This window comes from Phyllobacterium zundukense (assembly GCF_025452195.1).
In the GTDB taxonomy this organism is placed as follows: Bacteria; Pseudomonadota; Alphaproteobacteria; order Rhizobiales; family Rhizobiaceae; genus Phyllobacterium; species Phyllobacterium zundukense_A.
Genome location: NZ_CP104971.1, coordinates 496,657 through 516,709 on the forward strand (window position 1 = coordinate 496,657; position 20,053 = coordinate 516,709).

The 20,053-nt window shown below is 57.7% G+C and carries 21 protein-coding genes and 2 pseudogenes; 8 read left to right on the forward strand and 15 right to left on the reverse strand.

Annotation, left to right across the window (positions count from 1 at the left end; translation table 11 throughout):
- Positions 1-333 carry a nitrite reductase small subunit NirD gene (gene nirD, locus N8E88_RS06990; protein WP_262291265.1) on the forward strand — a complete coding sequence of 111 codons (333 nt, stop codon included), beginning with the start codon at positions 1-3 and terminating at the stop codon, positions 331-333.
- Between the two features lies 1 nt (position 334).
- Positions 335-2,999, forward strand: a pseudogene (locus N8E88_RS06995) (molybdopterin-dependent oxidoreductase).
- A gap of 64 nt (positions 3,000-3,063) precedes the next feature.
- Here N8E88_RS06995 and N8E88_RS07000 read toward each other — a convergent pair.
- Positions 3,064-3,498, reverse strand: a complete 435-nt coding sequence (locus N8E88_RS07000) for a CAP domain-containing protein (protein ID WP_315975205.1) — start codon at positions 3,496-3,498, stop codon at positions 3,064-3,066.
- A gap of 239 nt (positions 3,499-3,737) precedes the next feature.
- Here N8E88_RS07000 and N8E88_RS07005 point away from each other — a divergent pair, with 239 nt between their 5' ends.
- From N8E88_RS07005 to N8E88_RS07015, 3 genes are all read left to right on the forward strand, one after another.
- The gene (locus tag N8E88_RS07005; RefSeq protein ID WP_262291266.1) at positions 3,738-4,079 is read left to right on the forward strand and encodes a hypothetical protein; all 342 of its coding nucleotides are present in this window, start codon (positions 3,738-3,740) and stop codon (positions 4,077-4,079) included.
- Between the two features lie 83 nt (positions 4,080-4,162).
- Entirely contained in the window at positions 4,163-4,438 is a 276-nt protein-coding gene (locus N8E88_RS07010) for a hypothetical protein (RefSeq protein WP_262291267.1), read from the forward strand.
- Between the two features lie 112 nt (positions 4,439-4,550).
- Positions 4,551-4,940 (forward strand): DoxX family protein, encoded by a 390-nt coding sequence (locus N8E88_RS07015; RefSeq protein ID WP_114431055.1) that lies wholly within the window; start codon positions 4,551-4,553, stop codon positions 4,938-4,940.
- Here N8E88_RS07015 and N8E88_RS07020 read toward each other — a convergent pair.
- The 14 genes and pseudogenes from N8E88_RS07020 to N8E88_RS07085 all read right to left on the reverse strand — a co-directional run bounded on the left by N8E88_RS07020 (position 4,937) and on the right by N8E88_RS07085 (position 17,221).
- Positions 4,937-5,713 (reverse strand): amino acid ABC transporter ATP-binding protein, encoded by a 777-nt coding sequence (locus N8E88_RS07020; RefSeq protein ID WP_262291268.1) that lies wholly within the window; start codon positions 5,711-5,713, stop codon positions 4,937-4,939. The two genes, N8E88_RS07015 and N8E88_RS07020, sit on opposite strands and share 4 nt — an antisense overlap.
- 11 nt (positions 5,714-5,724) lie before the next feature.
- On the reverse strand, positions 5,725-6,387 hold the full coding sequence (locus N8E88_RS07025; RefSeq protein ID WP_112531493.1) for an amino acid ABC transporter permease: 663 nt from the start codon (positions 6,385-6,387) through the stop codon (positions 5,725-5,727).
- A gap of 4 nt (positions 6,388-6,391) precedes the next feature.
- Positions 6,392-7,055 (reverse strand): annotated as a pseudogene (locus N8E88_RS07030) (amino acid ABC transporter permease).
- Positions 7,056-7,123: 68 nt separating this feature from the next.
- Positions 7,124-7,969, reverse strand: a complete 846-nt coding sequence (locus tag N8E88_RS07035; RefSeq protein ID WP_262291269.1) for a transporter substrate-binding protein — start codon at positions 7,967-7,969, stop codon at positions 7,124-7,126.
- Positions 7,970-8,199: 230 nt separating this feature from the next.
- Entirely contained in the window at positions 8,200-8,703 is a 504-nt protein-coding gene (locus tag N8E88_RS07040) for a YciE/YciF ferroxidase family protein (protein ID WP_114431051.1), read from the reverse strand.
- Between the two features lie 129 nt (positions 8,704-8,832).
- On the reverse strand, positions 8,833-9,705 hold the full coding sequence (locus tag N8E88_RS07045) for an SMP-30/gluconolactonase/LRE family protein (RefSeq protein WP_262291270.1): 873 nt from the start codon (positions 9,703-9,705) through the stop codon (positions 8,833-8,835).
- Positions 9,706-9,710: 5 nt separating this feature from the next.
- Entirely contained in the window at positions 9,711-10,349 is a 639-nt protein-coding gene (locus tag N8E88_RS07050) for a 2-dehydro-3-deoxy-6-phosphogalactonate aldolase (protein WP_262291271.1), read from the reverse strand.
- Between the two features lie 5 nt (positions 10,350-10,354).
- Positions 10,355-11,278 carry a 2-dehydro-3-deoxygalactonokinase gene (locus N8E88_RS07055; protein WP_262291272.1) on the reverse strand — a complete coding sequence of 308 codons (924 nt, stop codon included), beginning with the start codon at positions 11,276-11,278 and terminating at the stop codon, positions 10,355-10,357.
- The gene (locus N8E88_RS07060) at positions 11,275-12,042 is read right to left on the reverse strand and encodes an SDR family NAD(P)-dependent oxidoreductase (protein WP_262291273.1); all 768 of its coding nucleotides are present in this window, start codon (positions 12,040-12,042) and stop codon (positions 11,275-11,277) included. Before N8E88_RS07060 ends, N8E88_RS07055 begins: the two co-directional genes overlap by 4 nt.
- 240 nt (positions 12,043-12,282) lie before the next feature.
- On the reverse strand, positions 12,283-12,909 hold the full coding sequence (locus N8E88_RS07065) for a nucleoside triphosphate hydrolase (RefSeq protein WP_262291274.1): 627 nt from the start codon (positions 12,907-12,909) through the stop codon (positions 12,283-12,285).
- A gap of 320 nt (positions 12,910-13,229) precedes the next feature.
- Positions 13,230-13,919, reverse strand: a complete 690-nt coding sequence (locus tag N8E88_RS07070; protein ID WP_262291275.1) for a D-lyxose/D-mannose family sugar isomerase — start codon at positions 13,917-13,919, stop codon at positions 13,230-13,232.
- A gap of 184 nt (positions 13,920-14,103) precedes the next feature.
- Positions 14,104-14,880 (reverse strand): ATP-binding cassette domain-containing protein, encoded by a 777-nt coding sequence (locus N8E88_RS07075; protein ID WP_262291276.1) that lies wholly within the window; start codon positions 14,878-14,880, stop codon positions 14,104-14,106.
- On the reverse strand, positions 14,880-15,959 hold the full coding sequence (locus N8E88_RS07080) for an ABC transporter permease (RefSeq protein ID WP_262291277.1): 1,080 nt from the start codon (positions 15,957-15,959) through the stop codon (positions 14,880-14,882). The genes N8E88_RS07075 and N8E88_RS07080 overlap by 1 nt, the downstream gene beginning before the upstream one ends.
- Positions 15,960-16,186: 227 nt before the next feature.
- Positions 16,187-17,221, reverse strand: a complete 1,035-nt coding sequence (locus N8E88_RS07085) for a sugar ABC transporter substrate-binding protein (RefSeq protein WP_410010539.1) — start codon at positions 17,219-17,221, stop codon at positions 16,187-16,189.
- 304 nt (positions 17,222-17,525) lie between these two features.
- Here N8E88_RS07085 and N8E88_RS07090 point away from each other — a divergent pair, with 304 nt between their 5' ends.
- From N8E88_RS07090 to N8E88_RS07100, 3 genes are read left to right on the forward strand one after another with little or no spacing between them, the layout of a single operon-like run.
- On the forward strand, positions 17,526-18,674 hold the full coding sequence (locus N8E88_RS07090; RefSeq protein ID WP_262291602.1) for an ROK family transcriptional regulator: 1,149 nt from the start codon (positions 17,526-17,528) through the stop codon (positions 18,672-18,674).
- Entirely contained in the window at positions 18,675-19,121 is a 447-nt protein-coding gene (locus N8E88_RS07095; protein ID WP_262291278.1) for an RbsD/FucU family protein, read from the forward strand.
- On the forward strand, positions 19,118-20,053 hold the full coding sequence (locus N8E88_RS07100; protein WP_262291279.1) for a carbohydrate kinase family protein: 936 nt from the start codon (positions 19,118-19,120) through the stop codon (positions 20,051-20,053). The genes N8E88_RS07095 and N8E88_RS07100 overlap by 4 nt, the downstream gene beginning before the upstream one ends.

A 20,053-nucleotide genomic window follows, 5' to 3' on the forward strand; every position in this document is an offset into this window, starting at 1 on the left:
ATGAACGACTGGATCGAGATCGGTGTGCTCAACGATATCCCCCGCCGGGGCGCGCGCTGTGTAAAGACGCCGCAAGGCAAGATCGCCGTATTCCGCACGATGGAGGATCAGGTCTTCGCCATCGACGACCATTGCCCGCACAAAGGCGGGCCGCTGAGCCAAGGGATCGTCCATGGTGCTTCGGTGACTTGCCCGCTGCACAATTGGGTGATCTCGCTGGAAACCGGCAGGGCGCTTGGAGCCGATGAGGGTAGCGTTAAAACCATTGCGATAAAGCGCGATGGCGAGCGCATATTTGCCCTTCTTGAACGCGCTGCCATGGCGGCGGAATAGAATGCTTGAATCTCCCAACACCGTTCGCACCACCTGCGCCTATTGCGGAGTGGGTTGCGGCGTTCTCGCCACAAGGGAGGAGAGCGGAGCCATCGGCATCAGGGGTGATCCCCAGCACCCTGCCAATTTCGGGCGTCTTTGCTCGAAAGGCTCCGCTCTTGGCGAGACCGTCGATCTGGAAGGGCGGCTGCTCGAACCGCAAATCCGGGGCAACTCCGCGAACTGGGATACCGCGCTCGATCTCGTGGCAAAGCGCTTTGCCGATACGATCGCCGAACATGGCCCAGACAGCGTCGCCTTCTATGTCTCCGGCCAACTTCTGACCGAAGATTATTACGTTGCTAACAAGCTCATGAAGGGCTTTATCGGCTCGGCTAATATCGACACCAATTCACGGCTGTGCATGTCGTCATCGGTGGCGGGCCACAGGCGCGCTTTCGGGTCGGACACGGTTCCCGGCACCTATGAGGATCTGGAGCTCGCCGATCTCATCGTCCTGACAGGTTCGAGATCTTGCCTGGTGCCATCCTGTGCTTTATCAGCGCATCGCTGCGGCAAAGATTAAGCGCCCAGACATGCGCGTTGTGCTTATCGATCCGCGCCGTACCATGACCGCCGATATCGCTGACATGCATCTCAAAATAAAACCGGATGGCGATACGGCGCTGTTCGTCGGTCTACTTGGGTTTTTGGCGGCACAAGGCGCGGTGGACCGGAACTATGTCGAGCGGTACACGTCGGGGTTCGATGCGGGATTGGCTATCGCCAACAGTCACGATCTGCGCAGCATTGCCGCACGGACCGGGATCTCTCCCGAAGAACTTCGTGCGTTTTTTGAACTGTTCACGCGAACCGAGCGAAGCGTGACGGTTTATAGCCAGGGTGTGAACCAATCCGCCAGCGGCACCGACAAGGTCAATGCCATCATCAACTGCCATTTGGCGACAGGCCGTATCGGTCGTCCGGGCATGGGTCCGTTTTCGATAACCGGCCAGCCCAATGCCATGGGCGGCCGTGAAGTTGGCGGATTGGCGAACATGCTGGCGGGCCATATGCATCTGGAAGATGCCGGGCACCGCCAGCTCGTGCAGGAATTCTGGGACGCGCCGACCATCGCGTCGAAGCCGGGACTGAAGGCTGTCGATCTTTTCGATGCAGCGCGGGCTGGGAAGATCAAGGCGTTGTGGATCATGGCGACCAATCCGGTGGATTCGATGCCGGAGGCGGATCTTGTCATCGAAGCCTTGAAGACTTGTCCTTTCGTCGTCGTTTCCGACATCAATGCGATGACGGATACGACATGCTATGCCGATGTGCTTTTGCCGGCGGCGGGATGGGGCGAGAAAGATGGCACCGTCACAAACTCCGAACGCCGCATCAGCAGGCAGCGTGCGTTCCTGCAGCTGCCGGGCGAGGCGAAGCCGGACTGGTGGATCGTGAACCAAGTGGCCCGGCGCATGGGTTTTGCCGATGGCTTCTCCTTCGAAACTCCGGCGCAAATCTTTGCCGAACATGCAGCGCTTTCGGGCCACGGAAATCACGGCACACGCGACTTCGATATCAGCGCCCATTCTACCATAACAGGCGCGGACTACGATGCACTTTCACCATTTCAATGGCCGCAGGGCAGCGGTGAGTCGACGACCGAAAAGCGGTTCTTCGGGCAAGGCGAATTTTACACCGAAGACCGCCGCGCCCGCTTCGTGGCGGTGCGACCGGCGAATGAGGAAGCACTCGATCCGCGCTTTGCGTTTACACTGAATACGGGCCGTGTTCGCGATCATTGGCATACAATGACCCGCACTGGAAAAAGCGCGCGTCTTTCCGCCCACTTCGCCGAACCTTTTGCCGAGATCAATCCGATCAATGCCGCAGAGCAGGGCATTGCCGACGCCAGTCTGGTGAACCTCAGTAACGATCATGGCACGATCATCGTCCGGGCTTTGCTGACGGAACGGCAGGCGAGGGGCAATATCTTCGTGCCCATGCACTGGAACGGACAATTTGCCGGCAATGCGCGGGTGGACAGGCTGGTTACCGCCAATGTCGATCCGGTTTCCGGACAACCGGCTCTGAAGATGGCACGCGTCGCAGTCAAACCGTTCGCCGCTCGCTGGTATGGCTTTGCCGTATTGCATCGGAAGCCTCTGCCAGATGCGGAATATTGGGCGTTGGCCAGGGCGGATGGAGGTTACCGGCTCGAACTGGCCGGTCATAGCGAGCCTGGGGACTGGAGCGCCTTCGCGCGAAACCTGTTCCAGGCAGAGAGGAATATCGAATTGCTTGCCTATCACGATGCACATCAGGATCAGCATCGCATCGCGGCATTCGATGGTGACAGACTGTTAGGTGCGCTTTACGTGGCGCGCGAACCGGCGACTGTTTCGCGCAGCTGGGCCAGCGAACAATTGACGCGGAAATTCGCAGATGCACGGCAACGCTTCCAGCTTCTGGCCGGGCGACCGGGCAGAGACATGACGGACAAGGGTGCGATTGTCTGCGCCTGTTTCTCGGTAGGACGTAACGAGATTGCCACTGCCGCCAATGAGGGTTGCGATACTGTGGAAGCAATCGGCGAACGCCTTAAGGCCGGAACCAATTGCGGCTCCTGCCGTGCCGAAATCCGGGGAATCATCGACGCATGCCAAGTCGTTGCAGCCGAATGAAATTCTGCCGGGAGAGTAACTGGATCAGCTGTGTCGCCCGGCTCTTCGCGGCAACGCTCTGCCGTTATCCGCAAGCAAAGAAAGTCGAGTAACCGCCGACCACTGAAACTCCGGCGTATCGCATGTTTGGTCGAAGCAGGTTGGTGTTGTGACCTGCAGAACTCCTCCATCCCGAAAAAAGAGCCTGTGCACTCCTATATCTGACTCCGACGTTTTCCGTACACACTCCGCTCAGTCCGGCTGCTTTTGCTTGAGCTGATCTCTGGCGGAAGCCATCATGACCGATAGTTCCCCGGGCGGCTTGTTCCCGGCTATGCTGCCGTGCCAGGGCTTTCAACGTGCCGTTGGCGGCCAGCGGAGACAGGCCATGGCTCGTCCTATAGGAATTGATGAGCGTAAGCGTCGGGGGGCCAAAATCGCCTGTCATTGCGATGGGCTGTGCCGTCCCTGCACACCCAGAAACCAGAACCGCAACTGCCATTGCGTGTAGAATTTTCATTGTCGGATTTCCCCACTGTTTCCGTTACTACGGCATAAGACTTTGTACGGCTGGGCCGTACTTCATACCTGGAACCCACCCCTTCTACATGCTTCTGAGGCATAACAATGGTTATGGAACCAGGTTTTGCACATTTTGCGTAGACCGGCAATTTGGGCTCTGCAGTCATTGAGTAAGATATTCAAGCACGGTTGATTGTCACACAAAAGAGTGGATAGTCACCAGGATGGAGAGCGGAAATGAATCTCAACGATGACGACGAACACCTGATAGAAACGCTTTTCCGCAATGGCACGATTACCGTCGTGGGTGTGGTGCTTTCATTTTCCCTGGGCTTCCTTACGCAGTGGGCAAGCAATCCAATACCGTGGAGACTTACCGACCTGCCGACGCTGGTCGTCATAGCTATAGGCATCGTCTTTCAACTGCGCTCCCTGGCTTTACTTTTGCAAACGTCGTCATTGAAAAAAGTCGTCTACGACAAGGCAAGCCGGCTATTTCTCAATGGCGTAATCATCACCGGGTCGGGTGTTTTTCTGGCGATCCTCATTGACACGTTCCGGTTGCTGATGGAACGTTAACCGACACTTGCGATTGAGCGGTTCCGCCTCTTGATTTGCAACCAGCTGCCTGTTGTGTTGCCGGTCACCAAGGAGATCCTTCAATGCGATTAGAGACTGATTTTCCCGATCATCGAAATGGCCGATTTTCACGCGAACCAGTGCCATCTCATTGGCCTCGGAACGTAAGGCAACTATCGCTGAAAGGCAGTGCCCTTTTCGGCATCCATGAAGAAACCGGCAATCTTTATTGGGATGGCAAGTTGATCCAGACCTCCAATCGGCTTGGCAATTTCGAGCGGGGCCTCGGTATTGTCCTGACCACAGCGATTGTTGTGATGGCTATACTTGAGGCAGTCGGGTTCTTCTTCGGTCGGTGATTGCCTTTGGCCAAGGACGGGACCCTGTTTTCATTCTTTGTTTCGAATAGAACGGTCGCTCTCGGTGTTATTGGCACACACCACTCGTGAAGTTTTATTAGCGGAGGATGGTATGGAAGGGTTTCAGGCGCCTGTCGCGTTACTTGCCAGGCTGTTTCTTGCTTATATCTTTGTCATGGAAGGCTGGGGCAAGATTGCCGACTATGCCGGTACTGCCGCCTATATGGAGACCAACGGTGTTTCAGCCAAGCTGTTGCCGCTCGTCATCCTGACCGAACTCGGTGCCGGGGTTCTCGTCGCTGCCGGCTTCATGACTCGCTACGCTGCTCTCGCGCTTGCCGGGTTCTGTTTGCTAACGGCTCTTTTGTTCCATACCGACTTCGGAAATCTCGAACAATTGATCAACTTTAACAAGAACATCGCCATTGCCGGTGGGTTCCTGGCTTTGTTGGCTTTTGGTCCGGGTGCGTGGTCCGTCGATGCATGGATGAAGCGACGTTAGCGCTCACCGAAGCTCGATGTCTTTAGAAATTCAGAAAGCCGTTCGCTCTTCGGCTTGTGGAACATTTCGCGCGGATTGCCCTCTTCACCAATGCGCCCCTGATTCATAAAGATGACGCGGTTCGAGACCTCGTAAGCAAAGCGCATCTCGTGGGTGACGAGCAGCATGCTCATTCCGTCTTGAGCCAGCGACTTGATGACCTGCAAAACCTCGTTCACAAGCTCGGGATCGAGCGCTGACGTTACCTCGTCGAAGAGCATCAGTCTCGGGTTCATGGCGATGGCCCGCGCGATCGCCACGCGTTGCTGCTGACCGCCAGAAAGCTGGCCGGGGAAATGATCGGCGCGGGCCAGGAGACCCACGCGATCGAGCCATTTCTCGGCAATAGATCGCGCTTCGTCCTTGCTCAGCTTCTTCACCTTCATCAGCCCGAGCATAACGTTGCGGGCGGCGCTCATATGCGGAAAAAGGTTGAACTGCTGAAAGGCCATGCCGGTCAATGCCCGCTGGCGTGCTATCTCCTTTTCGCTCTTGCGACGGCGCTGTCCACCCACCGTCTCATAGCCGATCTCCTCGCCATCGATACTGATCGAGCCGCCCTGGAATTCCTCCAGCATGTTGATACAACGCAGCATGGTTGTCTTGCCGGAGCCACTCGATCCGATGATACTGATGACGTCGCCCTGCGCCATAGTGCAATCAACGCCTTTCAGGACTTCGACATCGCCGTAGCTTTTGTGCAGATCGCGGATTTCTAGAAGATGGTTTGGCATTTGTTATCGCCTCAGGACGGAATAGCGGTCTTGCGTTCGACATACCGGCCGAAACGCTCGATGGCATAATTGATGATGAAATAGAGAAAGCCGGCGAAGAAATAGAACTCGAGGCTGAGAAACGATCGCGAGATAATTTCCTGCGTACGCAGAAGCAACTCGGCAACGCCGATGATGGAGAGCAATGTCGATGCCTTGACCATTTCTGCGGCCGTATTCACCCAGGCCGGCAGAACCTGGCGCAGCGCTTGCGGCCCGAGCACGTAAGCAAAGGTTTGCGGGAACGTCAGGCCGATCGCCTTGGCGGCTTCCGTCTGGCCCTTCGGGATGGCTTGAAGCGCTCCTCGGACGATCTCGCCGACATGGGAACTGCAGAACACAGCGAGGGCCAATACGCCGGCCTGAAACGGGCTGAGATCAAGGCCTATAGTGCTGAGTACATAGTAGCTTGCCAGCACGAGGACGAGGACCGGGGTACCGCGAATGAAATCCGTATAGCCACGCACGATCCAGCGCAGCGGCCGGACGCCATAGGTCAGAGCAAGGCCCACGAATATTCCAAGCAACGTGCCGAAGCAAATTGCCAACAGGGAAATCGAAATGGTGAAACCGAGGCCCTTGAGGATCGGTATGCGGGCCAGCCAGAGAATATCGAGGAAATGAGCAATATCCATCACATCACCTCGGCACTGACAGGCGACGCTCGAGGGCACGCATCAGCGCGGCGAGGATCGAGCACGTTATGACGTAGAGGCAGCTGGCGACGATCCAGGTCTCAATGACACGGAATGTCTCGACATTGATCTTGCGTGCCTCGAACGTCAGCTCCGGTACGGCGATCGCCGCCGCCAGCGAAGTGTCCTTGAACAGCGAGATGATTGTACTGCTCAGCGACGGCAAGACGTTACGGAACATCAGCGGCGCAATGATCGAGGTGCGAGATCTGCATTTCAGTAAGGCCGATGGCGAGACCTGCTTCGCGCAATCCGACAGGAATCGACAGCAGACCCGCGCGGAAAACCTCTGCAAGATACGCGCCGGAATAAAGCGCGAGCGTGAAGATGAAGCTTTCGATCTTGCCCAGCCGGAACCCCAGTTGCGGCAACGCGAAATAGGTGAAGAGAACAAGGACTAGGATCGGCGTGTTGCGGATAATCGTCACGTAGATTCCGGCGGGACGCCGCGCAAAGCCATTCTTCGAGATGAGGCAGAACGCGGTGAACAGGCCAATCACTGCGCCGATCAGGATTGCCCCAAAGGCCAGGGCAAGGCTGAGTGCCAGCCCTTCGAGCAGAAGATCGAAGCTTCGCCACACTGCAGCAAAATTCAACGTATAACCCATGATGTTCCTGTTATCCGGAACGAGAAGGAAACGGCTCCGGAAATTTCCGAAGCCGCAGCGTGATCAACTTACTTGTATTCGACCGGGAAGCCGATTTGCGGAGGCGTCAGATCCTTGCCGAACCAGGTTTTGAACGATTTCGCATAGAAGTCGAACTCGACACCGGTCATTGCTTCGTGCAGTGCAGTGTTGACGAAGTTCAACCAATCCTGGTCGCCACGCTTGACGCCGCAGGCATAGGTCTGCGGATTCCAGCCATAGCCGGCATCCTTGTAACGGCCCTGGTTCTGGGTCATGTACCACGCGAGCGACGACTGATCTGTCGCCGCTGCGTCTGCCCGACCGGACTCGAGGGCCTGATAGATAAGGTCAACGGATTCGTACTGGTCGACCTTGGCTTCCGGCAAAGCCGCATGAACCATGCCTTCAGCGTAGACATTTTGCAGAACGGAGATTGTGACCGCTGAGCCGGCGGCTTTCAGCGCTGCATAATCGGCATATTTGCTGTCGGCCTTGAGCATGAGACCAACACCCTCCCGATAGTAAGGAATGGTGAAAGCGATCTGCTGTGCCCGCTCGCCGGTCACTGTCATGAACTGACATGTGATGTCGACCTTGTCCGTTGTAATATTCGGAATGCGCGCGTCGGAAGATTGATTGACGAATTCGATCTTCTCCGGGTCATTAAACAGAGCCTTGGCGATGATGTGACCCATGTCGACGTCAAAACCCTGAAGCTTGTCGTCGACGCTCTTGAAATGCCATGGCGCATTGGTGCTGCCGGTGCCGAGAACCAGATGACCCCGGGCCAGAACCTCGTCCAGTTTGCTTTTGGTTTCCTGTGCGAACGCCGTAAGTGAAGGCAGCATCGCGAATGCGGCTACAGCGGCCGCTACACGCAGTCGGTTGGTCATCTTCGTTCCCCTATTCGTCTAGCGAATGTTTTCGTTGTAATCCATTATTATGGAATATAGTACCTAATAATGGATAGCCAATAGAATGACAGTGGCTTCGACTTGTCAAGGGGTCCTTGAACGATGGGAACTCGACTGTTTTTATTTACAGGCCGTGGGCGACGAATTCAGATAACCAAACAAAAACCCGCATCAGTGGTTGATGCGGGTTTTGCAGGATAGCCGGGGTGCTAGGCCGCTGCGGCATTGACCCGGCTTTCCGCCATCGCGGTCAATGCCTTGTCGGTATTCATTTCTTCCTGGAGGTTCTGCTGGAGCAGCGTCGCACAATCGTTACGGCCGAGCTGTTTCGCCCAAGCAACAAGAGTACCATAGCGCGTGATCTCGTAGTGCTCGACCGCCTGTCCAGCGGCGATGAGCGCAGCGTCCAGAACCTGATCGTCATCGACCTCGCCCGAGACATCGTCAGCTTCCTCAAGAATGCCATCGATCGCCGGGCAATTGACGCCGGCAACATCCACGCCATGCAGTTTGAACACCTGCTCCAGACGCTCGATCTGCATCTCCGTCTCTTGAAGATGTTTCTCAAAACCGTTCTTCAATTCCTGATCAGAGGCCTTGTCGATCATTTCGGGCAGAGCCTTTGCGATCTGGTTTTCAGCATAGTAGATGTCGCGGAGAGTATGGACGAAGAGATCGTCCATCGTCTTGATATCTTTAGAAAAAAATCCCATGTCGTCCTCCTGATTTGCAGACACGATCAATCACCCGGCAGCTTGATAACTCCCGTAGCGCATTGCTCTCTCGATTGGTTGCAAGGGAAATAACGAGGACCCGTGGGAATGGTTCCTTGCTTTTTTGGACTACAGAAACACTGGCGGATCGAACCGGCCTTTGCCCGCAACTTCTACCAGGTAGGTCTTTCCGGCGCCGGGATCACTCTTGTGCATGGCGTCATTCATTTCGTGGTAAGCCGTTGTCACAATGAGGTTGGCGCTGTCTTCACTGATGAACGCCGGGCAGGATGGTTGGCGGACTGGCATTTCAATCGAGCGGATGCGCATTCCGGTTGGTGAAAAGACATTGATGCAGGAGCCTCCCCAGCAAGCGTTCCACAAATTTCCTTCCGCATCGACCACGGACCCATCGACGCCGCCCGGCTCACTATGCTGGTAGAACAACACGGGTTCCCCGACAGGAAGGCCTGTCTCGGGATCGGTATCGACGCGCCAAATGATGTTCTTGCCGGTATCCGCAAAATAAGAAATACGACCATCCGGGGAAAAGCAGATCGAGTTGGGAATCGATATGCCGCTGAATAGCTTGCGCAATTCGCCGTGACGATACCAATAGATCGAGCCCGCACCCTTCTGCGTCTTTCCCATCGTGCTGACCCAAAAGGCTCCAGCGGGATGAACGCGCGCGTCGTTGGATCGGGTGGCGGGATTGTCGGCCTCGATCGGTTGATGCATGGTCGAGTGCCCGGTTTGCCGGTCACGGATGAAGAGCCCGGTTTCGGTAGCAATCAGCTGCCGCTTCTCATCGATGACAGCAAGGGCGCTCGCCATTTGCCCAAGAGTATGAACTTTGGCCGTATCGCCGGCCAAAGGCTTCTCGAACAGACGGCCGGTGACGATGTCGAACCACCAAACGGTCTTTGTCAGCGGATCGTAGCCCGGCCCTTCGCCAAGCTGGACAGGCTCCTCGTGGAATAGACGGATCTTCGGCTCCTGCACAATCATCACCCGGCAAAGACGCGATCATAGGCCTCGACCGTCGCCTTCGCGCGGTCCCGGACGAACGAAGACGTGGCACCGACCTTGTAAAGACTCGAGCCCAAACCAAACGTGCGAACACCGACCGCCTTATAGGCCGCAAACGTTGTCTCATCGACACCGCCGACGGCACCAATCACCGTACCCCTCGGCAAAATGGCGCTGATCGCCTTGATCCCGTCAGGGCCCAGTGCGCTCGCAGGGAAGAACTTGAGGCCGGAAGCGCCGGCCTTCAGGGCGACCAGCGCTTCAGTCGGTGTGAAGACACCGGGCATCGTCACCATACCTGCTTTGCCTGCCGCGGCGAGCACTTCCGGGTCGACATTCGGACTTATCATCAGCCGCCCGCCAGCCGCATCGAGCCGCGCGACATCGGCAGGGTCAAGCACGGTACCCGCACCGATCAATACATGCATTGGCAATTTTTTTGCAAGCAATTCAATGGATTGGAACGGCTCCGGCGAGTTCAGTGGTACTTCGAGAACGTCGATGCCGGCCTCGACCAGTTCCTCGCCAATGGCCAGAACCTCGTCCGGCCTGACGCCGCGCAGGATGGCGATGAGATCGCGCTTCAGCTTCGGCCACGGAGCGGAGACTTGAGACATATGAACTATCCTTTGGCCGGCCAAATGCTGGAGGCGGCTACGAAAAGGCCCTTCCTCACGGCTTCGTCGGCGTCGACGAGATCGAAATCGTGATCGGCAATATGAAGCGCCTTGCCGTAAAGCGCCGCCATCGCACCGGAGGCGACAAGTATCACCTTGTTTTTGCCACCAGATTTCGCCTTTGCGCCGGCAATTTCCGCGCCGATGAGCAGACCAGACAGACGCGACGCAGCGCCCTCCGGGGATAAATTATCGAGAAGCATGGCGGCGCGAATACCGAAGAGCTCACCAAGCATACGCTCACCGGATAGCATGAGTTCGACGGCGGCCTTGAATTGTGGATGGTCCGGCGAAGCGGATGTCGCGGCATCGCCAACAGAATGGCGCAAGATCGATTGCGAGGCGAGCAGCGCGTAAAGTTCGCCCGTAAGGTAAGTGGAGAAGCTCTTCGCCCTCCCCTCTTTCAACGTGACCCACTTGGAGTGCGTTCCCGGCATCGCAATGATTCCATTGGATAAATCGCGATCTAGGATCGCGCCGAGCAGTTGGGTTTCCTCGCCTCGCATAACATTGGGCGAAGTTCCGGACTGCGATAGTCCGGGAATGATGCGCACATCACGGGCGATACCTTCGATCTTCACCGCACCGGAAAGGATGGCCTTCAGATCGGCCGGAACCGGAACGTAATTGGCCTCGACCCAGCCCTGCCGCGATCCGGCCATTCCGCAGATGATAACCGGCAGGTCGGCAGGCGCTCCGAGCGCTGACAAATGGCCTTCCAGCGTCTGCGTAAAACCGCGATTACGCGATGTATCGAGGCCGTCATCGGAGCGTTTCTCGGCTAGAACATGCCCCTTGCCGTCGACAAGCCAAAGGCGAAAACGACTTGTTCCCCAATCACTTAGCGCATAACAGGCCGCGTTTCTCACAGGTAACCGCCGTCGACAATCAGTGTCTGGGCGCTGAGCATGCGGGCAGCATCGGAGGCGAGAAACAGGCACGGTCCGACCATGTCGCCGGGCAGGATTTCCTCGCGCAGAACCTGCTTGTTGAGGTGGACCCGCAGGCCTTCTTCCGTGACCCAGTGAGAGCGCTGGCGGTCAGTCATCACCCAGCCCGGTGCGATGGCATTGACGCGAATTTTTTCCGGTCCGAGCCGCCCCGCCAACCCCTTGGTAAGACCGATGATTCCAGCCTTTGCCGCTGTGTAGGCCGGCAGATTGCCCTGGTTGATCATGAAGGAAGTCGAGGTGAAATTGATGATCGAACCGCCACCCGATTGCCGCATACCGGGTACGACAGCCTGCGCCGCAAAGAACTGCGGGCGCAGATTGATCGACTGGTTCTTGTCCCAATATTCGACGGTTACATCGTCGATATCGTGCCGGTCATCCCAAGCCGCGTTATTGACGAGAACTGTAATTGGTCCATTGTTATCAATGGCTTGCGCAATCGCGTTCCGCAGGGCTTCGATGTTGGAAAGGTCCGCTTTGAGGTAAAGAGGGCGGTTGCCGTACTGCTTGTCCAGGGAATCTACGAGGGCCCGCGAGGCCTCCTCGGCAATGTCGATGAAGGCAACACGCGAGCCTTGGGCGATGAAGCCTTCGGTGAGCGCGGCACCGATGCCCGACCCTCCCCCGGTGATGAGCACGGAACGGTCTTTCAGATCCGGAAATATGGCAGAGGGCATCATGGCAGGAAACTCGCGAAACAAAGCTGTATCTGGAACGGTATTTGGCGGAGCAGGATTGTCATCTTGCAAGGGTGAAAGTCAAGGGGCTGAAAATGCTACCAGGTACAATCAAATTTCCCGTTTTGGTGGAAAATTCGGCGCCTGAATCGCACATTCTTGCACTGGTTTCGGAACTTCTTGCATGAGAATCGTCAAAGTTCGTGCGGAAAATGTGTGGGTTTTCGCTCTCTATCTTAAAAATCAGTTCCTGACCGTATAATCCGCCGCTCTCGAGTCCCCCAGCACCAGTTCGGCATTGGGCATGTCGTTCGCGAGCGCGCGCGCCTGTGCCGAGCCGACATTGTGGCCGTGGGCGAGCCAGCGCTGCACCAGCCGGTTTTCGAGCTCGAGCCGGTCGACGTCGAGGAAGATTGTCACGTCGAAAAGCGGTGCCAAGCGGTTCCATGGCGGCCGGTCGAGCAACAGGTAGTTGCCTTCGACGAGGAGGATGCGCTGATCCGCCTTGACGATACCCGCCCCTGCCCGCGCGAGATCGAGCTTTCGGTCGAACAGCGGAATGACGACGTCTTCGCGTGTCGCGCGCAGGCGGCGCAACAGCACCTCGAAACCGGCAACGTCGAAGGTCGGCGGTGAACCCTTGCGCTTGCGCAGGTCCATCGCGTCGAGAATGGCATTGTCGAGATGAAATCCGTCCATTGGCACGACAACCGCTGCGTCCGCTTCCCGCATGTTGATGGCCGCACAAAGCGCGGCGGACGCGGTGGATTTGCCGGATCCGGGAGGACCGGCAATCGCTGCGATCAAGCGAGGAGTACCTGCCGCCCGGGCAAGTATCTCCGGAACCAGATCTTCGAGGGTGGTCAGCATAGTTGTGTGCTCATTGGGATATTCGACACCGCAGTTGTATCTCCCCCCTTGCCCCGGGACAATCGCATTTCAGAGATTGCATATGCATTGTGCGTGGTTCGACAAGCTCACCATGAGGGAGGTAGTGAGCTGCAGGGAGTCAAGAGTAGCAACGTCGGCGACTATCCGTGCAACCCACAATCTCCCCTCATGGTGAGCTTGTCGAACCACGCACATGGATTTTGCCGGCAAGATATTCGAAACAGGCGACTGCGACATGCTGGAATTGCAAACCCCTCCCCGGCGCGACGGGAAGGAGGCTTTTCGTCAAAGCGCTGCTGTCACGCCAGCCATTTGTCGTAGTCGGAGACAAGCAAATGCAGCGGTGCCTCATCCTCGTCGATGGAGGAGAAACGGCCGATCGGTTCGCGGAAGATATTGTCGGTGAGATCGTCATTGACGGTGGAGACTTCGCCAATCAGCACGTCGCCGCCCTCGCCCCAGAATGCATGCCAGTTGCCCGGCAGAAGCGTAACGCTCTCGCCCGGCGCCAGCTTCAAAAGGTCGCCGGCTTTCTGCCGCACTATGCGCCCGTCGGTGGCAACTTCGACATCGGTCTTCTCGTCGACGCTGCCGTCCGGATTGGAGTTGAAAAGCTCGAGCACCAGAGTGCCGCCACCGCGGTTGATGATGTCCTCCGCCTTGACGATATGGCGATGCATCGGCGACAGCTGCTTCTCTCTGGAGATCATGATTTTTTCGGCGTACAGCATGCCGCCGCCCTTTTTCAGGTCTTCCTGATTGCCATTGCGCGTGGTGAAGAGGAAGAGCCCAAGTTCATCGAATTTGCCCTGGCCGTAATCGGTGATGTCCCAGCCGAGGCGCGCCTCGCGGATGGCCTTCGAATCGGTTGCGGTGCGAGCCTTCAATTCTTCCGGAGACCAGTAGGCGAAGGGTGGCATGACATAGCCGAACGAACGGATGAACTTGTCGCTTTCGCGGATGATCTCATTGACTTCAGAACGCTTCATTTCCTGGAAATTTCCTCGTTAGTATTGGTTTGATGGGTGCCAGCGTTTTCACAGCCCCCTCATCCGGCCCTACGGGCCACCTTCTCCCCGAGGGGAGAAGAATAGCGATCCACCGTTGCCACCTCTTTCTTCTCCCCCCACGGGGAGAAGGTGGCCCGAAGGGCCGGATGAGGGGGCAACCAGATCAGACCGGACTGGTCGGCGGTGCCTTGGCGCCGGTCATGAAGGCCACGGCATCCGACATCGTATATTCCTTCGGGTCGATCACGGTAAGACGCTTTCCGAGACGATGAATGTGTATGCGGTCGGCCACTTCGAAAACGTGAGGCATATTGTGCGAGATGAGCACAATCGGCAATCCGCGTTTTTTCACGTCCTGGATGAGTTCGAGGACGCGGCGGGACTCTTTGACGCCGAGCGCCGCCGTCGGCTCGTCCATGATCACCACCTTGGAGCCGAAGGCAGCCGCACGCGCCACCGCGACACCCTGCCGCTGACCGCCGGAGAGCGTCTCCACTGCCTGGCTGATGTTCTGGATGGTCATCAGGCCGAGCTCGGTGAGCTTGTCACGTGCCTTCGTTTCCATCGCCTTGCGGTCGAGCATGCGGAACCAGCTGCCCATGACGCCCGGCTTGCGGATTTCGCGGCCGAGAAACATGTTGTCGGCAATCGACAGCGCCGGCGAAAGCGCGAGATTCTGATAGACGGTTTCGATCCCGGCATCGCGCGCTTCCATGGGCGAGCGAAAATGGATCGTCTTGCCTTCCAGCGTCATCTCGCCCTCATCCGGACGTACTGCGCCGGAAATCGCCTTGATCAGCGATGATTTGCCGGCGCCGTTATCGCCGATCACCGCCAGCACTTCGCCCGGGTAGAGGTCGAAATCGGCGTGGTCGAGTGCTGTGACGCGGCCGTAGCGCTTGACCAGTCCGCGGGCGGTAAGGATGGGTTCTCTTGACATCAGCCTGCTACCTTTCTGATCCACTGGTCGATAGCGACGGCCAGGATGATCAATACACCGATGATGAGATACGTCCATTGAACGTCGGTACCGTACATGCGCATCCCGAAGGAGAAGACGCCGACGATCAATGCGCCGAAGAGCATGCCCATGATGGAGCCGCGCCCGCCGAAGAGCGACATGCCGCCGATCACCACAGCGGTGATGGATTCGATATTGGCGAACTGGCCGATCTGCGGTGAAACCGAGCCATTGCGTCCGATCGAAACCCAGCCTGCGAGCGCGCAGATGAGACCGGCAAGCACATAGACAGCAATAAGCACGCGCTTTGTGCTGACGCCGGAGAGCTTTGCCGCCTCCGGATCATCGCCGATGGCGTAGACATGGCGGCCCCAGGCGGTGTGGTTGAGCACGTACCAGAGTATTGCAATCAGCAGTATCATGATGAAGACGCCATAGGTGAAGGTGGCGCCGCCTATGGGAACCTTCTCGCCAAAGAATTGCAGGAGCTTGGCGTTCGCCTCGATATCCTGGGCACGGATGGTCTCATTTGCGGAGTAAATGTAAGTTGTTGCCAGATAGATCTGCCAGGTGCCGAGCGTGACAATGAAAGGTGGCAGCTTCAGATAAGCGATGAGGACACCGTTGATAAAGCCGCACAGCGCGCCAAGCGCGACCCCGCACGCGATGGCCAATTCGACAGGCATGCCATAGCGGAAGGTGAACTGGCCCATGACGACCGACGTCAATACCATGATGGCGCCAACCGAAAGGTCGATGCCGGCTGTCAGCACAACGAGGGTTTGCGCAGCGCCGACAATGCCGACGATCGCGACCTGCTGCAGGATGAGCGACAGCGCAAACGGAGTGAAAAAGCGCGAGCCGACAATGACCGCAAAGATCACCAGCGACAGCACCAGAACGATAAGGGGAACGGAAGCCGGGCTGGAATGGAGGAAATGCCTTATCCTTTCTAGAGGGCTTTTGTCATGGGTGTCAAAACTGGCAACGGCAGTTTCCCGTGCCACCGCGCTTTCGAAGTCTTGAGGTGCTCGCGGTGTTTGCTGTGTGTCTGTCATAATGTGACCTCCGGGGAAAATTTGTATCATGAGACGAGGGAAATGGACACGGCCGCTCACCCCCTCTGTCCTGCCGGACATCTCCCCCACAAGGGGGGAGATCAGCTTTCAATACAGTTTTTGCTCAATTCCACCGCTGCAAGAATAGCACAGATCGTCCTGACGGTTCGATCTCCCCCCTTTCGGGGGAGATGCCCGGCAGGGCAGAGGGGGGTGACTTAATTGAATTAGCCCCAGCACTTGCTCGTGCCGGTCTTGACGTCGATAGACTCAAGACCTTGAACAGGCTTGTCGGTAACGAGCGAAACGCCCGTGTCGAAGAAGTTCTTGCCTTCGGTCGGCTTCGGCTTCTCGCCGGTGTCGGCGAACTTCTTGATCGCTTCGATGCCGAGCGACGCCATCAGCAGAGGGTACTGCTGCGAGGTTGCACCGATCACGCCGGCCTCGACGTTCTTCACGCCTGGGCAACCGCCATCGACGGAAACGATGAGGACGTCCTTTTCCTTGCCGAAGGCCTTCAGAGCTTCATAGGCACCGGCAGCAGCCGGTTCGTTGATCGTGTGAACGACATTGATGCTCGGGTCCTTCTGCAGAAGGTTTTCCATCGCCTTGCGGCCACCTTCTTCATTGCCGTTTGTCACGTCGTGGCCGACAATGCGCGGGTCCTTCTCGTCGCCGATCTTGTTGATGTCGACGACGTCGATGCCGAAGCCCTTCATGAAGCCCTGGTCGCGCAGAACGTCGACGGTCGGCTGTGACGGCGTCAGATCGAGGAAGGCGATCTTGGCGTCCTTTGCCTTGTCGCCAAGCGTCCCGGCAGCCCATTTGCCGATCAGTTCGCCGGCGAGAAGGTTGTCCGTGGCGAAGGTGGCATCGGCTGCGTCGGCAGGATCAAGCGGCGTGTCGAGAGCGATGACAAGGAGGCCTGCATCGCGTGCCTGCTTGACCGAAGAAACGATGCCGGCCGTATCGGATGCAGTGATGAGAATACCCTTGGCGCCATCGGCAATGCAGGTCTCGATCGCGGCAACCTGGCTTTCGCTGTCGCCGTCGATCTTGCCGGCATAGGTCTTCAGGTCAACGCCGAGTTCCTTCGACTTGGCGAGGGCGCCCTCTTTCATCTTGACGAAGAACGGGTTGGTATCGGTCTTGGTGATTAGGCATGCGCCCACACCGGCAGCCTGTGCCGGTGCAGCAAAAGCAGCGATGGCCACAGCGGCCGCGCCGAAAACAGTCGATTTCAGATAAATGCTTCTACGCATGTCACTTCCTCCCAAAAAATCGTGCCAATTCGCGACGGGCCAGGCGTCGTGCCGGTCCCTTGTTCCGCGTTAAACAGCTCGGACAGTTGTCCTCCCGGCCAAGTGTTGATCCCTAGCAAATACCACTCGTCGCGGCCTGTCAACATTAATAAATCACTCTGATTTAATATTGACAGCATTCCCCAATATCTCCATTGTCCGCCATATTCATGGGAGGACCAGGTCCTTGAGTATTCGAGTATCGGAGCGTTCCGGCACGGGAGGATCCAGGCTGACGCTTCATCACGGTACCAATCAAAGTGGCATGCGCGATCACAATGAGCGTGTGGTGCTTTCGCTTCTGCGCCAGCACGGCAGCCTCGCCAAGACCGCTATCGCCCGCATGACCGGGCTTTCGGCGCAGACAAGCTCGATCATAATGCGCATGCTGGAGGCTGACGAACTTCTGTCGCGAGAGGAGCCGCTGCGCGGACGCATCGGCCAGCCATTGATCCCCATGTCGCTCAATCCGGAAGGCGCATTTTTCTTTGGGCTGAAGATCGGACGCCGCAGCGCCGACCTGGTGCTGATAGACTTTATCGGCCGTATTCGTTCCATGCTGCATATGCCTTACGATTATCCAACGCCGGAACCGATCTTCAGCTTCGCTGCCACGGGCATGGCGCAGATGATGGAGGCGCTGACGCCAAAGCAGCGCGAACGGGTGGCGGGAATTGGCATTGCAGCCCCCTTCGAATTGTGGAAATGGGCCGATACGGTGGGTGCACCGCAGACGGTCATGGACGAATGGCGCGACTGCGATATTCGCGAAAAGGTCGCGGCGCTTTGTTCGTTTCCGGTTTATCTGCAGAACGACATGACCGCCGCCTGCGGCGCTGAACTTGTGTTCGGCCAGACCAAGGACGTCAATGATTTCGTCTATTTCTATATCGGTTCCTTTATCGGTGGCGGCATCGTCATCAGTGGTGGTCTCTACGCGGGACGGAGCGGCAATGCCGGTGCGCTGGGCTCGATGCCGGTGCCGGGACCGGACGGTAGCGCGCGGCAGCTGATCGACATCGCGTCGATCACCGCGCTGGAGCGGGATGTCACCGAGCTTGGCCGGGACCCCTCGCCGCTCTGGGCTTCGCCCGAAGACTGGGGCGAGATGGGCGCAGAGCTTGACGCATGGATCGAGCGTGCCGGCAGGGCGATCGCACAGGCCGTTATCGCGTCGTCCTCGGTAGTGGACTTCGAGGCGGCCATCATCGATGGCTGGATGCCGGCAAACGTACGGGCGCGCATTGTCGACGCGGTGCGCAGACATGTCGAGACATTCGATCTCGAAGGCATTCAATTGCCGGCGATCTTCGAAGGAACTGTCGGCATTCATGCACGAGCGCTCGGCGCTGCCAGCCTGCCGCTGTCGGACCGGTATCTTCTCGGACAGAAGCTTTTCAGGAAGGGCAATTAAGTGTTGATCGGTATTCCGCCCATGCTCGGCCCTGAGCTCTTGGCGACATTGCGCGCCATGGGGCATGGCGACGAGATCGCGCTTGTCGACGGAAATTATCCGGCGCTCGAGCACGCGCGGCGGCTGATCCGCGCCGACGGCCTGCCGCTGATCCCGTTGCTCGACGCCATATTGCAGGTGCTGCCGGTCGATGACTTCGTGCCGCAAGCGCTGTTTCGCGCCTCGGTGAAGGGCAATGCTCCGCTGGCCGATCCAGTCCACGTTGAAATGGAAGCGGTGTGCGCACAACGCGTGCCGGGCTTTGCGCTGGTTGCGCTCGATGGCGATAAGTTTTATGCGCGTGTGAAAAACGCCCACACCATCATTGCGACGGGCGAGCCACGGCTTTATGCCAATATCATCATCCGCAAGGGTGTCATTTATCCAGGAAAAGAGATTTTGAAATGATTTTATGTTGCGGAGAAGCCCTGATCGACATGCTGCAGCGGAAGAGCGATGCCGGAGAACCGGCCTTTGCACCCTATGTCGGCGGCGCCGTGTTCAATACTGCAATCGCGCTGGGACGGCTTGGCGTTCCGACTGAATTCTTCTCGGGGATTTCCTCTGACTTCTTCGGCCAGATGCTGCTGGACAGCCTGACCGCCAATCATGTCGGTACACATTATGCGCATATTTCGCAGCTGCCCACTACGCTTGCCTTCGTGCGCCTGACCGATGGCCAGGCGAGCTATATGTTCTATGACGAGAACAGCGCGGGGCGCTCGCTGGCGATCGAACACCTGCCAGCGCTCGATGACAATGTGACTGCCCTGCAGTTCGGCGCGATCAGCCTGATCCCGGAGCCATGCGGCTCGACCTACGAGGCGCTGATGGCGCGCGAGCATGAAAAGCGCGTGATCATTCTCGATCCGAATATCCGGCCTGGGTTCATTCCCGACAAGGAGAAACATCTTGCGCGCATGCGCCGCATGATCGCCATGACCGATATCGTCAAGATTTCCGACGAGGACATGCGCTGGTTCGGCGAGAGCGGCACCATGGACGAGATTGCCCGGCGCTGGATCGTCCCGGCCGATCAGCAGGGACCGAAGTTGATCCTCGTCACCCATGGTGCTGACGGCGTGACTGGCTATACCGCCGATCTTACGGTGCATGTCGCGGCGCAGCGCGTACCGGTCGTCGATACGGTTGGCGCCGGGGATACATTTACCGCGGGCGTTTTGACCTCGCTGCAAGAAGCAGGGGTGCTGGTGAAATCCGCCCTGACTACCCTGACCGAAGCCCAGATCCGCGATGCATTGACCTTGGGTGTCAAGGCGGCGGCGGTGACAGTTTCGCGCGCTGGGGCCAATCCGCCGTGGCGGGAGGAACTTCAATAA

Excerpts from the sequence above, each read along its gene's own strand:
- N8E88_RS07060 (WP_262291273.1), bottom strand. The coding sequence starts at position 12,042 with ATGATGCCCTCTGCCATATTTCCGGATCTGAAAGACCGTTCCGTGCTC.
- N8E88_RS07040 (WP_114431051.1), bottom strand. The coding sequence starts at position 8,703 with ATGGGATTTTTTTCTAAAGATATCAAGACGATGGACGATCTCTTCGTC.
- N8E88_RS07065 (WP_262291274.1), bottom strand. The coding sequence starts at position 12,909 with ATGCTGACCACCCTCGAAGATCTGGTTCCGGAGATACTTGCCCGGGCG.
- N8E88_RS07090 (WP_262291602.1), top strand. The coding sequence starts at position 17,526 with ATGCGCGATCACAATGAGCGTGTGGTGCTTTCGCTTCTGCGCCAGCAC.
- N8E88_RS07085 (WP_410010539.1), bottom strand. The coding sequence starts at position 17,221 with ATGCGTAGAAGCATTTATCTGAAATCGACTGTTTTCGGCGCGGCCGCT.
- N8E88_RS07100 (WP_262291279.1), top strand. The coding sequence starts at position 19,118 with ATGATTTTATGTTGCGGAGAAGCCCTGATCGACATGCTGCAGCGGAAG.
- N8E88_RS07020 (WP_262291268.1), bottom strand. The coding sequence starts at position 5,713 with ATGCCAAACCATCTTCTAGAAATCCGCGATCTGCACAAAAGCTACGGC.
- N8E88_RS07050 (WP_262291271.1), bottom strand. The coding sequence starts at position 10,349 with ATGTCTCAAGTCTCCGCTCCGTGGCCGAAGCTGAAGCGCGATCTCATC.
- nirD (WP_262291265.1), top strand. The coding sequence starts at position 1 with ATGAACGACTGGATCGAGATCGGTGTGCTCAACGATATCCCCCGCCGG.
- N8E88_RS07015 (WP_114431055.1), top strand. The coding sequence starts at position 4,551 with ATGGAAGGGTTTCAGGCGCCTGTCGCGTTACTTGCCAGGCTGTTTCTT.
- N8E88_RS07000 (WP_315975205.1), bottom strand. The coding sequence starts at position 3,498 with ATGAAAATTCTACACGCAATGGCAGTTGCGGTTCTGGTTTCTGGGTGT.
- N8E88_RS07075 (WP_262291276.1), bottom strand. The coding sequence starts at position 14,880 with ATGTCAAGAGAACCCATCCTTACCGCCCGCGGACTGGTCAAGCGCTAC.
- N8E88_RS07005 (WP_262291266.1), top strand. The coding sequence starts at position 3,738 with ATGAATCTCAACGATGACGACGAACACCTGATAGAAACGCTTTTCCGC.
- N8E88_RS07080 (WP_262291277.1), bottom strand. The coding sequence starts at position 15,959 with ATGACAGACACACAGCAAACACCGCGAGCACCTCAAGACTTCGAAAGC.
- N8E88_RS07025 (WP_112531493.1), bottom strand. The coding sequence starts at position 6,387 with ATGGATATTGCTCATTTCCTCGATATTCTCTGGCTGGCCCGCATACCG.
- N8E88_RS07035 (WP_262291269.1), bottom strand. The coding sequence starts at position 7,969 with ATGACCAACCGACTGCGTGTAGCGGCCGCTGTAGCCGCATTCGCGATG.
- N8E88_RS07010 (WP_262291267.1), top strand. The coding sequence starts at position 4,163 with ATGCGATTAGAGACTGATTTTCCCGATCATCGAAATGGCCGATTTTCA.
- N8E88_RS07070 (WP_262291275.1), bottom strand. The coding sequence starts at position 13,919 with ATGAAGCGTTCTGAAGTCAATGAGATCATCCGCGAAAGCGACAAGTTC.